The 14,288-nt window shown below is 40.5% G+C and carries 11 protein-coding genes and 3 pseudogenes; 8 read left to right on the plus strand and 6 right to left on the minus strand.

Annotated elements, in window-relative coordinates; all coding sequences use genetic code 11:
• Positions 1 to 198 precede the first annotated feature (198 nt).
• The 4 genes and pseudogenes from HHA41_RS12025 to HHA41_RS12040 all read left to right on the plus strand — a co-directional run.
• Positions 199 to 1,170 carry a diguanylate cyclase gene (locus HHA41_RS12025; protein WP_168418658.1) on the plus strand — a complete coding sequence of 324 codons (972 nt, stop codon included), beginning with the start codon at positions 199 to 201 and terminating at the stop codon, positions 1,168 to 1,170.
• Between the two features lie 33 nt (positions 1,171 to 1,203).
• Positions 1,204 to 2,334 carry a DUF389 domain-containing protein gene (locus HHA41_RS12030; protein WP_168418657.1) on the plus strand — a complete coding sequence of 377 codons (1,131 nt, stop codon included), beginning with the start codon at positions 1,204 to 1,206 and terminating at the stop codon, positions 2,332 to 2,334.
• Positions 2,335 to 2,560: 226 nt separating this feature from the next.
• Positions 2,561 to 2,710 (plus strand): annotated as a pseudogene (locus tag HHA41_RS13145) (diacylglycerol kinase); the annotation flags it as partial.
• Positions 2,706 to 3,101 (plus strand): annotated as a pseudogene (locus HHA41_RS12040) (phosphatase PAP2 family protein); the annotation flags it as partial. The pseudogenes HHA41_RS13145 and HHA41_RS12040, both read left to right, overlap by 5 nt.
• Here the strand turns inward: HHA41_RS12040 and HHA41_RS12045 are convergent.
• Positions 3,067 to 3,513: pseudogene (locus HHA41_RS12045) on the minus strand (phosphoethanolamine transferase domain-containing protein); the annotation flags it as partial. The pseudogenes HHA41_RS12040 and HHA41_RS12045 sit on opposite strands and share 35 nt — an antisense overlap.
• 222 nt (positions 3,514 to 3,735) lie before the next feature.
• Positions 3,736 to 4,437, minus strand: a complete 702-nt coding sequence (locus tag HHA41_RS12050) for a VIT family protein (RefSeq protein WP_168461868.1) — start codon at positions 4,435 to 4,437, stop codon at positions 3,736 to 3,738.
• 286 nt (positions 4,438 to 4,723) lie between these two features.
• Between HHA41_RS12050 and HHA41_RS12055 the strand changes: the two genes are divergently transcribed.
• On the plus strand, positions 4,724 to 5,179 hold the full coding sequence (locus HHA41_RS12055; protein WP_168418653.1) for a universal stress protein: 456 nt from the start codon (positions 4,724 to 4,726) through the stop codon (positions 5,177 to 5,179).
• A 503-nt stretch (positions 5,180 to 5,682) separates the two neighbouring features.
• Positions 5,683 to 8,970 (plus strand): MASE3 domain-containing protein, encoded by a 3,288-nt coding sequence (locus HHA41_RS12060; RefSeq protein ID WP_323126723.1) that lies wholly within the window; start codon positions 5,683 to 5,685, stop codon positions 8,968 to 8,970.
• Positions 8,971 to 9,035: 65 nt separating this feature from the next.
• On the opposite strand, the gene HHA41_RS12065 is transcribed toward HHA41_RS12060, so the two are convergent.
• The 3 genes from HHA41_RS12065 to HHA41_RS12075 all read right to left on the minus strand — a co-directional run bounded on the left by HHA41_RS12065 (position 9,036) and on the right by HHA41_RS12075 (position 11,783).
• On the minus strand, positions 9,036 to 9,527 hold the full coding sequence (locus tag HHA41_RS12065; RefSeq protein WP_168418651.1) for a flavin reductase: 492 nt from the start codon (positions 9,525 to 9,527) through the stop codon (positions 9,036 to 9,038).
• Positions 9,528 to 9,753: 226 nt separating this feature from the next.
• Positions 9,754 to 10,782 (minus strand): methionine synthase, encoded by a 1,029-nt coding sequence (locus HHA41_RS12070; RefSeq protein WP_168418650.1) that lies wholly within the window; start codon positions 10,780 to 10,782, stop codon positions 9,754 to 9,756.
• A 23-nt stretch (positions 10,783 to 10,805) separates the two neighbouring features.
• Entirely contained in the window at positions 10,806 to 11,783 is a 978-nt protein-coding gene (locus tag HHA41_RS12075; RefSeq protein ID WP_168461869.1) for a DUF1852 domain-containing protein, read from the minus strand.
• Positions 11,784 to 12,142: 359 nt separating this feature from the next.
• Between HHA41_RS12075 and xseA the strand changes: the two genes are divergently transcribed.
• Together xseA and xseB are read left to right on the plus strand one after the other, a co-directional pair.
• Positions 12,143 to 13,408 (plus strand): exodeoxyribonuclease VII large subunit, encoded by a 1,266-nt coding sequence (gene xseA, locus HHA41_RS12080; protein WP_168461870.1) that lies wholly within the window; start codon positions 12,143 to 12,145, stop codon positions 13,406 to 13,408.
• Positions 13,398 to 13,598, plus strand: coding sequence for an exodeoxyribonuclease VII small subunit (gene xseB / locus HHA41_RS12085; protein WP_168418647.1), 201 nt, complete (start codon positions 13,398 to 13,400; stop codon positions 13,596 to 13,598). The genes xseA and xseB overlap by 11 nt, the downstream gene beginning before the upstream one ends.
• A 66-nt stretch (positions 13,599 to 13,664) precedes the next feature.
• Here xseB and HHA41_RS12090 read toward each other — a convergent pair whose 3' ends face one another.
• Positions 13,665 to 14,051 carry a DUF302 domain-containing protein gene (locus HHA41_RS12090; protein ID WP_168461871.1) on the minus strand — a complete coding sequence of 129 codons (387 nt, stop codon included), beginning with the start codon at positions 14,049 to 14,051 and terminating at the stop codon, positions 13,665 to 13,667.
• Positions 14,052 to 14,288 lie beyond the last annotated feature (237 nt).

The raw sequence follows: 14,288 nt of genomic DNA on the forward strand, positions 1-14,288 counted from the left end.
GGACTCTACAGGCATGAAGTTTCTAGGTGAGGGCGAATGGAAACGCAAGAAACATGGACCTGAATATCGTCGCCAATTAGGTCGACCACTTACCCAAGTTACGCCTTAAATTTTGCTCAATTAGGGGCGCTTTGCATTTCAAATCTTTGTGCAACAAAGCCACTGCTGTCTAATCAGTATGATTATAAAAATAGCTATATGTATGTTGTTGATCAACATGATCGAATTATTTTCCACCCAGATGAAAAACGTATTGGTGATAAAATTGTCAATAATACTGGTTTGGGCTATATAAGAAAAAATAAAAGTGGTTCTATAAGATTGGTGGATAGTCGAGGTGTTGATAACTTAGCAGGTTTTGCACATATCCCAAGTGTGAACTGGACAGTAATATCTCAACAGCCTACAGATGAATTGTTTGCTAAAGCGAATACTTTAATTTTAGAAGTATCTTTGGGTATTTTTATTTTCTACTTATTTATTTTTATCTTGATTTGGTGGATTTCTAATTTTATTGCTTCACCACTGAATCGTTTGGCTAGAATGGCAAGTATGCTGAATCAGCCAGATATTCAATATAAAATTAAAGAGGTCGATCCTTGGTATTTTGAGGTTTTAAAGTTTAGAACGTCACTGTTGCTCAGTTCTGAAACGTTTAGTCACCGAATTTCAGAATTAAAGCAACATGTAAATACAGACCCACTGACAGGTTTGTATAATCGTCGTGGTATGCAACTTTTTTTAAATGAATTAATTGATACGCGGACTGAATTTGCAGCCTTAGCCATAGATATTGATTTCTTTAAAAGGGTCAATGATCAATATGGGCATGCTAAAGGTGATTTAGTGTTGCAGACACTTGCACGATTTATGCAAGATAATTTCAGAGAGCATGATATTTGTTGCCGTAGTGGTGGTGAAGAGTTTGTTGTGTTAATGACCACAGGCGAGCCAAGTGTGGCGTATAAAGCCGCAGAGCGTCTGCGCAAAACCATGCAGGAAAGCACTATTCATGACATGGGGCAAATCACGATCTCTATAGGCATTTCTTTCTGGCCTAAAGACGCACTAGATGTCTCTGAAGTTTTGGAGATAGCTGACAATAAGTTGTATGAAGCAAAACACAGTGGGCGTAACTGCACACGTTCTACGGCTGAGCTGGAATCTTAAGGTTATACCTGCTTAGCCTAACCGAGGCAGAAGATGGATAAAGATCAAGAAGCAACCATTGTGGTAGATGATGGCCCTGAACAAGAAAAATACGAGTTGCTCAAGGAAAAACTCAAATATAAACAAGCGGCCAGAGAAAACTCCAAGAAAATTGATCATAAACAGGTGCGTCTGAATATTCAGGCCGATGCGCTGCCAAGTAAAACCTTTTTTATTATGAATGCTTTGGCTGCTGTTATTGCAGGTTATGGCTTATTGTCAAATTCAGCTGCAGTGGTCATTGGTGCAATGTTAGTAGCGATGATGCTTGGGCCAATATCGGGGATTGCGCTAGCTTTTATTGATAACCGCTGGTTGTTGTTTAAAACAGCATTCAAAACCTTGGTGCTTGGCGTGGTTATGATTGTTGTGATTGGTGTGGTGTTGGGTTTAATCAATATTAACCTTCCAATTACCCATGAAATTTTATCTCGCACTCAACCTACCATTATGGATTTGATGATTGCACTTGCTGGTGGTGCAGCGGGTGCATTTGCAGCAGTTTCTCCACGTCTGTCGGTGGCTGTGGTTGGGGTTGCGGTCGCAACAGCTTTGGTTCCACCTTTGGTGGCGAGTGGTATTTTATTGGCCCATTTGGAATGGAAACATGCAGCCAATGCGGTATTATTGGCTATGACCAATATTGTTGCCATACAAATTAGTTCTTCACTTGTATTGTGGATGGCTGGTTTTAGACGTGGTTCAGATGAAGAAGTGCAGAGTAATGTACTCGAATTCATAAAAAGAAACGCAATGAGTTTAATTTTTTTATTGGGTTTAGGAGTTTATTTAACATTTAATTTTCTTTTTATGCTCAATAAGCAACTTTATGAAAACCATATAGAAACGACCATTGCTGAACAATTGAATCAGCATAATAATTTAATTGATACGGTACAGTTTGACCGTCGTAGTGACATGACTTTGGTTCGGGTAGTTTTACGTGGTGATCTTGCTCCTCAAGCACAGCAAATTTCAGATTTGAATCAGAAATTAAAACAAGACCCAAGAGGCAAACCAAGTATGGTACAGGTGCGTTTTATTCCAGTACAAATTATTCAGGCGAAGGAAAGTCCTGAATTTGATATGAAAAAAGTGGAAGCTGAGCAGTTGGTGCAACCGTGAGTTTTAGCGGTAGGGTGATCCAAAACTTAAAATATTCTGATATTGAAAAAGGTGAGATTTTTTCTAAAACAATGATTTTTAGATATTAAAAAGTTATAGATCCTAGTTTTTTTCAATATCCCACGATGGAACAAGAATTATTTTTAATAAATTAACCCCACTGCAATTAAGCCAGTTTTAAGATGAATCCTCTAGCATGAGTCACCTTCATTTAGAATGTGACGGAATGATGCTTCCTCGTTCTCCCTATAAAGGCACAATTGGTGTGCAACGAATTCTCAATGCCGCTCGTTATTCATGGGCTGGATTAAAAACGGCGTTTACCCAAGAAGCTGCCTTTCGGCAAATTGTGTTGCTCAATCTAATTTTAATTCCATCCACGCAGGGAATTTGGGTATTTCTTTATTATGGTGATGCTCGCAACAAGCACAATTGCTATTTTAAAATCACAATCGGCGCATGCCTGCCCATGGGATATGGCAGTGGCTACAACGCAGGGAATTTTATGGGACTTAAGTGCTACCACAGGGTATTGTTTCCCAGGTGGCCATGCTTCAAGCGGTTTTGCATTATTGGTCGGATATTTTATTTATCGCACTACACGGCCTAAGCGGGCATATTTTTTTCTACTTGCCGCTTTGATTTTAGGTTTTGCCATGGGCTGGGCACAAATGATGCGCGGGGCGCATTTTTTAAGCCATACGCTTTGGACGGGCTGGATTATTTGGGGCTTAGGGGAGCAATCACCAATAGGGTGCTCCAAATGATCAAGCGTATAGACCACAAATCACGCACTTCACGTACATCGGTTTGCAGCATATTCTGAATTTGGTCAGGCGTGATGACAACACCTAAACTATTCACAAAATAGGCACTAAAACCGCCCACCACAATGAAGATACTGGCCATTATTTTGGCATTCCAGCGCCAGTTCAGCCACTGCAATAACAGATGATACGCCGCCACAATCACAAGCACTGTTGCGATTAATAAGCCAGTGGCTTTGACACCCTGATACGGGGTAAATTGATGAATTTTTTCATAAAATCCATAGTTTAAGACCACACCCAGCCACACAGCTAGCAGTAAATTGAACTTCAACAATGAAATAGATGGAGCGCCCCATCTAAATCTCGAAAAAATAGAAGGTGTGTGGTGGGGTTGTGGCTGTTGAGTCATCGTCATGCAATCGAAGATGTTGTGAGATGCTTTAGCCTAGAATTGCAAACTTAAGCTTGGCTTAAAATGATTTTAAAAATTGTGTAAAGCACGTAGGGCTATTGTGTAGCAATGCAGTCGGTTTAGAGAAAAATAAGCATTTTAAGAATGAATTTAACTTGTTTAGAGATCAAGCAGCCCTTTCTATGGTTAGATTAAGGGCTGCTTTAACTGAATTTAAAACTAGGCAACAGCGACATGGAACATTGAGCCAATCCATGAACTGAACAACATGGCCACAATACCCCACACCATGACGCGCAAAGCACCTTTCCACATGCTTGCACCACCTACATAGCTCGCCAAAGCTCCCATGATGCCTAAACTGATTACACCTACCAACATAACGCCTTTAGCGAGTTGTTGTTCTGGCAACAGTAGAATGGAGACTAATGGAAACAGTGAACCTACAGTAAATGCCAAGGCCGATGAAAATGCCGCCATAAAAGGTTGGGCAGAGGTATGTTCTAAAATTCCAATTTCATCACGTGCATGCGCATCTAAAGCATTATGTGCAGTTAATTGTTGCGCTACTTGTTCGGCAAGTTTTTCATCTAAACCACGCAACATATAAATATTCTTAAGCTCTTTTAGTTCGTGTTCAGGATGCAATTCTAACTCACGTGCTTCCATGGCAAGGTCATTTTGTTCAATGTCTTGTTGCGATTTGACCGAAATATATTCCCCTGCGGCCATAGAGGCTGCACCTGAAATTAAACCTGCAATACAAGTGACCAATAAAGTTTGTGAAGAGGCACCACTGGCTGCCATGCCGACCACTAAGCTGGTGACTGAAATAATCCCATCATTTGCACCCAATACTGCAGCGCGTAACCATCCAGAGCGTTCAATATAATGTTTTTCGCGGTGGTAAGAATGCGGCATAGAAAACTCTCTTGTTATTTAATTTTCATCAATGGATATGTGATTTATAGCATAAATCATTCTATAAAATTTATCGTAATAAATCGTCAAATCAGGGGCAGTCTCGCTGCGAAATTTGATTGTAATTTCAGGCAATCTGTGCGGTATCCATATTTTTGTATTGGTGAGAACATCGCAGGCGAGCACAGTTTGTAAAGCAACAGGCTCCTTGTAAATTGATCAATAGACTGTAAGATGAACGTCATTGTACTGAACATAAATTGATAAATTTAAAGGGGAAATTCAAATGTCATTTCAGAATATTTTAGTACCTGTAGATGGTTCCAAAATTTCTTTAGCAGCGGTACAGCATGCTGCTGAAATTGCCAAAGCCTGTAATGGTGAATTGACCCTGATTAGCCTCGTGGCAGAAGACCCGTATAAAGATTTAGATTTTGCCTATTACTATGTTTCTGCGCCAATGAAAGAATATTTTGTACAAGTTTATGCCAATGCAGAAAAAGCTTTGCAACAAGCCAGTGATATTGCTGCAAGTGTTGGTGTAGATGCGCAAACCCGAGTGATTAAAAGTTTATCTATTGGACAGAGTATTGTGTCGCTCGCTACAGAACTGGAAGCCGATTGTATTGTTATGGGGTCGCATGGCCGTACAGGAATGCAAAAAATGTTATTGGGTAGTGTGGCTGCGCATGTATTGGGTTCTACGCAATTGCCAGTATTGGTGGTGAAGGCTGAAGCATAAAGCAAGCCTTTGCTAGATCAGTATTGATAGATACACACTCCAGTGAAATTATTCTACATTATTAAGTGAAACTTAAGTTTGAGTGAAAACAAGCTGCATAAATAGCCGGTGATTTGAAATTAGTGTCTGTTTGATATGATGCAAATTCAGAATTAAATTATTGAAAAGTTGCATAAATTTGGCAAAATGTAGGGGTGGGATTTAATTTTACAAAGCGGTAGTCCCTGATGTATTGGGGCTGTAGGTGTAAGTCGTGCTTTAAAATACTTTAGGGTATGGATGTGCGATTTTATTCAATACCATGAGGTTATCTCATAGGGGAAATATTATGGCTAAATCATCTCGTGACCAGTTATCACCAGATGTATTCGACTTAAAGTCGTTTATTTCTCCTTATATGATGATCTTGACGCCCACCTATTTTGCAGTGCTGATTTGGTGTAGGTAGCAATCGTTCGCTTGGTTTTTTATTCACCCATACACTAGCTGAATTAATTTCAATTGTGATTGCGGTTACAACCTTGATTGTGACCCTCATTTCTCGGCATTTTACTCGAAACTATTTTGTGGTGTTTATTGCCATCGCAATTGGTTGGTGTGGACTGATTGACTTATTCCACACGTTACTTTTTCAAGGCATGCAACTGCTGCCGATTGAAAGTGCAAACCCTGCCACTCAGCTTTGGATAGCAGCACGATTGTTGCAAGCTTTTGCTATGTTAGCCGCGCCGTTTATGCTCACCCGTGCCATTAAGCCATTGCAGCTGAATGTATTTTTTGGGGTGGTGAGCATTTCACTGGTGGTTGCCATTATGCAAGGGTATTTCCCAGCCGCCTTTGTGGATGGGCAGGGGCTCACATCCTTTAAAATTTATAGTGAATATCTGATTATTGCGGTTTTGGCAGTCGCTCTGGTTTATTTATGGCAACGCCGTAAATACTTAAATCCAAAACTGACCTTTGGTATTAGCTTGTCCATGCTCACCATGATGGCTTCGGAATTTACCTTTACTCAATATGTATCGATTTATTCAGATGCCAATTTATGGGGGCATGTACTCAAGGTTTATTCGTACTGGTTTATTTATATTGCCTTAGTGGAATCGACCCTGAAAGAGCCGTTTAGCATGTTGTCAAAAGCAGCAAGCACTTATGACACCATTCCAGACCCAACCTATATTGTAAAAGCCAATCAAACAATTCAGCAGGCAAATTTAGCAGCTACACGTGTGCATGGTAGGTCTGCAGCACGCTTAGTGGGTTGTTCTGTACATGAATTATTGCATGATCCGCGCGTGCTTGCTGAAAACTGCCCTGTATGTTCACGTTTAAATCAAAAACCACATGAGTTTTTGGTACAACTGGCTTTGCCCGATCAGAAAACCATTGAATGTCATGTCGCACCTTTTACCGAGCGTTTAGGTCAAAAAACCGTGTGGGTGATGGTGGTTCGTGATGTAACACAACGTGAGCGATTACTCCGAGATTTACGTGATCGGGTAAAAGAAGTACGTTGCTTAAATCAGATTAATCAGTTGTGTAATGAGCATAAAGCCGACATGGCAGATTTGCTTGGTAAAGCGTTAAAGATTATTCCTTCAGGCTTTTCACACCCTGAACAGCTGCGCATTAATATTGAAAGTGAATGGGGCAATTTAGGCGACGCCCGTACGACTGAAAATCAGTCTGAGTTGCAATCTGTATTTCAGCATCAACAACAAAGCTTTGGTATGCTCAGAATTTGGTATGAGCAGCCTGAGCTGATGCCCGAATTTACGCCAGAAGAACAAAATTTAATTGATCATATTTGCAGTCAAATTACAGAGGTCTATAGTCGCTTAAAGTCCCAAGCACGTGTGGAGCGCTTGACCTATTTATATCAATTATCTAGTGAAACAAACCGTGTCATTGCACATAGCAAAAACCAACATGGTTTGTTAAAAGAACTACAGCATGTGTTATTGCGTTTAGGTAGCTTTGACAAAATCTTTATTGCCATGAAGCTAGATAGCCATGCAGATCAAATGCTGTCTATAGAATTTCATCACAATATTGATGCACACATCCTGATGACGCTGCAGCAGGCATTGAACCAAGAAGCGCCATATCCACTGCAAAAAGTGAAAAACAGCAGTGCCGATATTGATGTGTATACCTATGTTTTAAATGATGATCAGTATGAAAATGCATCGCAGGAATACCAAGCGTGGCGTCGCTATTTAAAACAAGAAAAAATCTGCCAAGCAGCACTAACGCCGTTGATGTTTCAAGGATATTTCTGGGGCTTAATTGGACTCTATACCACAAGTAGTGATGAGTTTGACCATGAGCAAATTCAGTTATTACAAAATCTGTCTAAAGATATCTCATCGGCTTTAGCGCGTTTTTCTGCAGAACAACAGCGACAGCTTGCCGAAAGTCGTTCTAAGCAAATGGAACAACGCTTTGAAGAAGTGTTTTTTCAATCACCTGTGCCAATGCAAATTATTTCCTTGGCAAATGAACGCATTGTGGCGGTCAATTTAGCTTATGAAAACTGGCTTGGATATAAAGGCGATGAGCTAGTCACCCGTGAGCATTGGGTGAAAAAAGTTGCACCCGATGAAAAGTTGCAACAGTTTATGCAACACAATTGGCATGATGCGATTCTGGCAGCGAAACAGGGTAAACAGATTCAATTCCCTGAAATTAGCTTAATTGCTAAAGATGGAAGTTTGCGTATTGCACATCGTACATTGGCAATTGTTGGACAAGACGCCATTGTGGCTTGGACAGATTTAACCACCATCCGCCAAACTGAGCAGGCATTAATTGACAGTGAACAGCGTTTCCGTGGCATGGTTGAAAAAACCGTGGTGGGGATGTATGTGCAGCGCGACAACTACTATTTATATGTGAACCCAAGCTATTCTGAAATGTTGGGTTGGTCGGTTGATGAGTTGATTGGTCAATATGTATTTGATTTTATAGATCAAACACCAGAAAATCTTGAGGTGATTCGGCATGCAGAGGAACAGGTACAAGCGGGTGGACGTTCAAACGTGTCTTGCACTGTTGCCATGTGCCATAAAAATGGGCAAATCCGCGCCTTTGCACTACATGCACGTATGATTATTTGGGATGATGGCTTGCCTGCCACAATTGTCATGGCACAAGACATTACCGAACAAAAAGAAGCCGAAGAGCAAATTGCTAAATATGTGAAACAACTCGAAGACACCATGTACGGCACCTTGCAAGCGGTATCGACTATGGTAGAAATGCGAGACCCATATACTGCGGGTCATGAGCGACGTGTCGGCCTAATTGCCAGTGCAATTGCCAAAGAAATGGGGTGGGATGATAAGCGTTGTTTACAAATGGAAGAAATTGGCTTGGTGCATGATATTGGTAAAATTTCGATACCTTCAGAAATTTTAACCAAGCCTTCACGCTTAACCCCAATTGAAATGGAAATGATGAAAGGGCATGCGCAAGCAGGTTATGACATTTTAAAAGATGTGCCATTTATTATACCGATTGCAGATATTATTGGGCAGCACCACGAGCGTATGGACGGGACAGGTTATCCAAATGGCTTAAAAGGTGATGAAATTCTACCTGAAGCACGCGTGCTGACTGTGGCAGATGTGATTGAATCTATGGCATCACACCGTCCATACCGACCTGCCTTGGGGGTAGAAGTGGCATTGGCTGAAATTATGCGTGGACGCGGTACCATTTACGATACAGAGGTGTGTGATGCTGCGTTACGTTTATTTAATGAAAAAGGCTATACCTTGCCCAACTAATCCAGATAAGTGGCTTGTTGGTCTCGCATGAGCAAATCGGCTGCTTTAATATTTTCTGACTGAGTTTAAAGCATCGATGCTTGTCCAACATGGTGATAAGCACGATTAAAATACACCAAACCTTGCTCATGTGGGCTATGTTGAATTGCGACAATACGGCAAATAAAAATAGTGTGTGTGCCAACTTCTTGCGTTTGCTCGATTTGACAATCAAAACTGACCAACGCATCTTCTAGTACGGGTGCGCCTGTTTTAAGTTTGGTCCAAGTGGCGTGTTCAAAGCGTTCTTCTGAACTCATTTTGGAAGAAAACACATTTGAAAGATGCTGATGATGTGCACCCAGAACGTTCACACTCAAAATTTTATTTTCTATAAAATGTAGATGTGAACGTGCAGCCTGATTCATACAGACCAATAGCGTTGGTGGTGTATCTGTCACACTGCATACCGCAGATGCAGTAAATCCATGCTGACCAGAGGCTCCCGATGTGGTCACGACATTTACCGCACCTGTTAACCAAGACATTGCATTTTTAAAGTCAGTTGCTTCAACCATTACTTTGTTCCTAAGCTCCTCATTAGAACTTTCAGCATTGCTCTATAAATAAATCAAGAATCATCATGTGCTGTGTCACATGAGTAAGAATTTAAATGAGGCTGTGGATATTACGATGTGATGAATGGCATTTTAACTGCGCTGTTAGACTGGGAAATGACACCCGATTTAACAGCCCAGTTTGCCTGAACCCATCAGAAAATTGCAGAAAGATGAGTGCGCAGTTTTAGAAAGCAAGTTCGTTTCTGAGCAATGCTGCACCTGCAGTTAAAGCCTGCATTTTGCTTCGGGCGACATTGCGTGGTAAAGGTGCCATTCCGCAGTTGGTTGAAGGGTAGAGTTTGTCTGCATCTACAAACTGCAATGCCTTGCGTAATGTGTCAGCCACTTCTTCAGCTGTTTCAATTTGATGTGTTGCAACATCAATAGCCCCCACCATGACTTTTTTGCCACGGATTAGTTCAATGAGCTCAAGTGGCACACGTGAATTGTGACATTCTAGTGAAACAATGTCGATGTTGGAGCTTTGTAGTTTAGGGAATACTGCTTCGTATTGACGCCATTCTGAACCGAGTGTTTTTTTCCAGTCTGTGTTGGCTTTGATGCCATAACCGTAGCAAATGTGCACAGCGGTTTCACATTTCAGACCTTCAATGGCACGTTCTAAGGTCGCGATGCCCCAGTCATTAACTTCATCAAAAAACACATTAAAAGCAGGCTCATCAAACTGGATAATGTCGACACCTGCGGCTTCCAGTTCTTTAGCTTCCTGATTCAGAATTTTGGCAAATTCCCAGGCGAGTTTTTCACGGCTTTTATAATGTGCATCGTACAAGGTATCAATCATGGTCATAGGGCCAGGCAACGCCCATTTGATTGGCTGATTGGTTTGCTGACGTAAAAATTTGGCATCTTGCACAAATACAGATTTAGGACGGGTCACTTCACCCACAACTGTTGGAACGCTAGCATCGTAACGATTACGAATACGCACCGTCTCACGTTGCTCAAAATCGACACCATTTAAGTGTTCAATAAAAGTGGTAACAAAGTGCTGACGGGTTTGCTCACCATCACTGACTATATCAAGGCCAGCCTGTTGTTGTTCATGTAAAGCGACAATCAGTGCATCTTGTTTACCTTCAAGCAGTTGCTCATCTTGTAATTTCCAAGGCGACCAAAGCTTTTCTGGTTCTGCAAGCCATGCAGGTTTAGGCAGGCTACCAGCGGTAGATGTAGGCAATAAAATTTTCATAATCAATCATCTATTTGGGTCAGTTAAGCAACGTAGTTGGCAGCCCATTGTTCAAGAATGGCTTTGTGAGGCTTGATAAAACTTTCTTCGGTAAATTTACCTTGTTGAATCGCAAGTTGTGTGCGTTCTTCACGGTCATATACAATTTGAGTCAATGAATAATCTTGATAGTTCAAACTTGGCTGATAGCACTGACCTGCAACCGAATTGGCATTGTAAATTTCTGGGCGGTAAATCTTTTGGAAAGTTTCCATGGTGCTGATGGTACTGATTAACTCAAGATTGCTGTAATCACTCAGTAAGTCACCTGTGTAGTAGAAAGCAAAAGGCGCAACGCTATTTGGCGGCATGAAATAACGTACTTGTAAGCCCATTTTTTTGAAATATTCATCGGTAGGTGAAAATTCATTTTGCTGATATTCCACGCCCAAGATCGGGTGTTGATTTTCAGTACGATGATAAGTTTTGCTGCTGGAAACGCTTAAGCAAATGACAGGCAACTTTTTGAAGTGATCTTGATACGCTTTCGAGTTTAAGAAGCTTTTAAAGATTTTTCCGTGTAAATCCCCAAAATTTTCTGGTGTACTGAATTGATTACGATTCTGATTGTGTTCACGCAGTAAAACACTGAAATCATAATCCCGTACATAAGATGAAAAACTGTTACCCACAATACCTTCAATACGTTGATTCTTGTAATGATCGACAATTGTGGTTTTTAAGACTTCAATCGTTGGGAATGTCTTGCCGTTGCCCTCTACATCAATATCCACAGAAACAATTTCAATTTCAACCGTGTAACGATCGCCGTTTGGGTTATCCCAACGAGCTAAATCATTGAAACGGTTGTTGATCATCTTTAACGTCTTGCGCAGATTTTCTTGACGACTTTCTCCACGCGCCAAATTCGCAAAGTTAGTGGTGAGGCGTGTATTCGCAGATGGATGATAATTTTCATCAAAACGAATGGTTTTTAGTGTAAATGTAAACTCTTGACTCATGATGATCGAATACCTAAATTTCTGTGAAAAACCTGAATTTTATTCACGCTGTTTTGGGAGTTGCTAAATGCTGTTTTGGCATTCTCCAATCAGTTGCATGCTTGTTTTACAGGCTAAATCACATGGTTTAATCAAAAACTAACGATAAATATGTGTGTCGTTAAAAGCATGAGCAGATTTATACCTCAATCAAAACATGAATAAAAATGATTTAATCTCAGTCGTAAGTGAATTAAATTCACTTATGTGTTTTAAGTAATGAAAACCATGCCAAATGGCTCAGCTTTAGATTGAGTTTTAATCATGTGAATGTGCAAATAATTTTGTAAGATAGCGGAGATTCGTTTTGTATTTAAGATATGTCAGATTTTCAGCTCAGCCTCAGTGAATACCTAGCAACGGTTCAAGAAGTCATCCAGTTGACCTTTGATGAAGCTGTGTGGGTAAAAGCCGAAATACGCAATCTGAATATCAAAGCAGGGCATTATTATCTTGAATTGGCTGAAAAAGATGAAGACAGCCATAAAGTCGTGGCAAGTTGTAAGGCCACCATTTGGAAATTTACCGCACAAAAAATTGTTTTAAAATTTGAACGTGAAAGTGGTATAGAGCTTACAAAAGACCTGAATGTGCTGATTAAAGTCAAAGCACGTTTTGACCCGCAATATGGTTTTTCGGTCAATATTGAAGAAATTGATTCAAGTTTTACGCTGGGTGATTTAGCCAAACGCTATCAGCAAATTTTACAGCGCCTGACCATAGAAGGTTTAATTCATAAAAATAAACAGTTAGCTGCACCTTTTGATATACAAAATGTACTGGTGATTGCACCTGAAAATGCGGCAGGTTTAGGAGATTTTAAAAAAGACGCCGATGTTTTGGCTCGTGCGCAGGTCTGTCACTTTGTTTATCATTCTGCGACTTTTCAAGGGAATACTGCTCCTCAAAGTATTATGTCTGCTTTAGCGACTGCATTGAAACAGTGGGTCGTGGATTACTCAACCGCACCAGACTTAATTGTAATTATTCGGGGTGGCGGTGCAGTTAATGACTTGGCCTATTTGAATGATTATGAACTTGCGGCTTTATTATGCAAACGCAGTGTGCCTATTTGGGTGGGCATTGGCCATGAAAAAGACCGTACTATTTTAGATGAAATCGCACATCGCTCATTTGATACGCCTAGCAAAGTGATTGCAGGGATTCGCAATTTAATTGTGGAGCGTGTCAATGAAGCGAATAGTGCATTACAAACCATCAAATTGGTATCACAACATCAATTGGTGGCCTATCAAAGTCAAAATGATCAATGCTTACAGCGTGTTAAAACACTGGCTCAACAGCATATTGCAGAAGCACAGCGCAGCATTGAAGACCTAAAAAATAATCATCAATATTTTGCCCAGCAACAGATTAAACTTGCTTCGACCCAGATTGAAACATTAATGCGTGAGACTTTATTACAGAACCCGAAAACAGTTTTGGCAAAGGGATATGCAATTGCAAGAAGCAAGGGTAAGGCCATTCGTTCAGTGCAGCAAATTACAGATCAACACATTCAAATTGAATTACAGGATGGCAAAATTGATGCCACCGTACAGCAGGTACACGCCCATGAATCATGAAGAACTGAGCTTTAAGCAAGGCTATGAAATTCTGAAGAAAAATGCAGAATTGTTGGAAGCACAAGAACAGCCAGATATTGATAACCTGATGAATCTTGTTGAAGAATCTATGCAGGCCTATAAAGCTTGTAAAGCTAGAATAGATGCGGTGCAGCAAGCATTGAACGATACCTTTAAGGAAACATCTTAAAGGTAATTTTATTTGTTAAAACATTGCTTTAACTTTGCCAAAGCAAACGCATCTATCTTCAATTGATTAACGGCTTTCAACTAAACTTTTAACCAAAGCTTCCACAGGGCTTAACTTTTCTTTTAATTCTTGCGGTAAATTCAAGTCGTTCACAGGATGCATGAGTACCTCAACGCGTTCACCGTTTTGACGAATTAGCACTCTTAAAGGCAAATCTAGTGCAACATCTGGAGCAGAGAGCATGAGCGGTGTTCCTGCTTTAGGATTACCGAAAATCAAAACCGTTGTTGCTGGCATGCTTAGAGCAACGTTGTTGGCCTGAGCTGCATGGTCAATTTCAGCAAAGATATGCATCCCTTTTGCAGCCAAGCCGTCACGTAAATGCGTTACGGTTTCTTTAAATTCACGATGACTTTGCATGTGCAAAAGTTCACCTGCTTGTACAAAACTCATGCTACCTGTTAATTACTCCCATCATTACGGCAGAAATTACGATTGCTTTTAAAAACTTCATTTTTATCTCCTGAATTCTGTACGCTGTGTTATGACAATTCTGGGAATTTTCCATAATTTTGAATAGTTCATTGAAACGGATTTTAAGCTTTTATGCATCTGGTAATCCTCCCATAAATAACCGAAGTTAAAAGTAGAGGTTAAGCAGCCATTAGAGGTGGCTTTCCTTTGTTAGCT

It is taken from the genome of Acinetobacter sp. A1, from assembly GCF_012371315.1.
GTDB lineage: Bacteria > Pseudomonadota > Gammaproteobacteria > Pseudomonadales > Moraxellaceae > Acinetobacter.